General features: G+C 66.3%; 1 protein-coding gene and 1 pseudogene. Both read left to right on the forward strand.

Annotated elements, in window-relative coordinates; translation table 11 throughout:
* Window positions 1–86 (forward strand): tetratricopeptide repeat protein (locus CXQ89_RS17825; protein ID WP_146067307.1); only part of this gene is annotated, 86 nt, incomplete at its 5' end.
* Window positions 86–547: pseudogene (locus CXQ89_RS17830) on the forward strand (NADH:flavin oxidoreductase/NADH oxidase); the annotation flags it as partial. The gene CXQ89_RS17825 and the pseudogene CXQ89_RS17830, both read left to right, overlap by 1 nt.
* Between the last annotated feature and the right edge of the window lie 25 nt (window positions 548–572).

The following is a 572-nucleotide window of genomic DNA, read 5'->3' on the forward strand; positions in this document are numbered from 1 at the left end:
GCCTGCTTGAGCTGTTCGACGTGGTGGGCGCGGCAGATGACCGCGTGGCCAAGGCGCGCCAGGCACTCGCACGGGTTCTTTTTTAATGTCCGCCCTGTTCGAGCCGCTGAAGCTTCGCTCGCTTGAGTTGCAGCACCGCGGCTGGGTATCGCCGATGTGCCAGTACAGCTGCGATGCCGAGGCTGCGCCCGGAGTTCCGCACGATTGGCACCTGATGCACCTGGGCTCCTTCGCCGCCGGCGGCGCGGCGCTGATCCTCACCGAGGCTGCCGCCGTCAACCACGAGGGCATGATCAGCCCCCGCGACGCCGGCCTCTACAACGATGCCCAGGCCGAAGCCTGGCAGCGGATCACATCCTTTGTGCACCGTCACGGTGCGGCGGACGCAAAAATTGGCGTCCAGCTGGCCCATGCCGGCCGGAAGGCCTCCACGTACTGGCCCTTTTCCGGCAAGCACGGCAGTGTCCCGGAGTCCGACGGCGGGTGGACCACAGCAGGGCCCTCAGCGTCAGCTTTCGACGGCTATGCCGAACCCGCCGTGATGAGCTAGGAACAGATCACGGGAGTGATCA

It is taken from the genome of Arthrobacter sp. ZGTC212 (assembly GCF_002929255.1).
GTDB lineage: Bacteria > Actinomycetota > Actinomycetes > Actinomycetales > Micrococcaceae > Arthrobacter_B > Arthrobacter_B sunyaminii.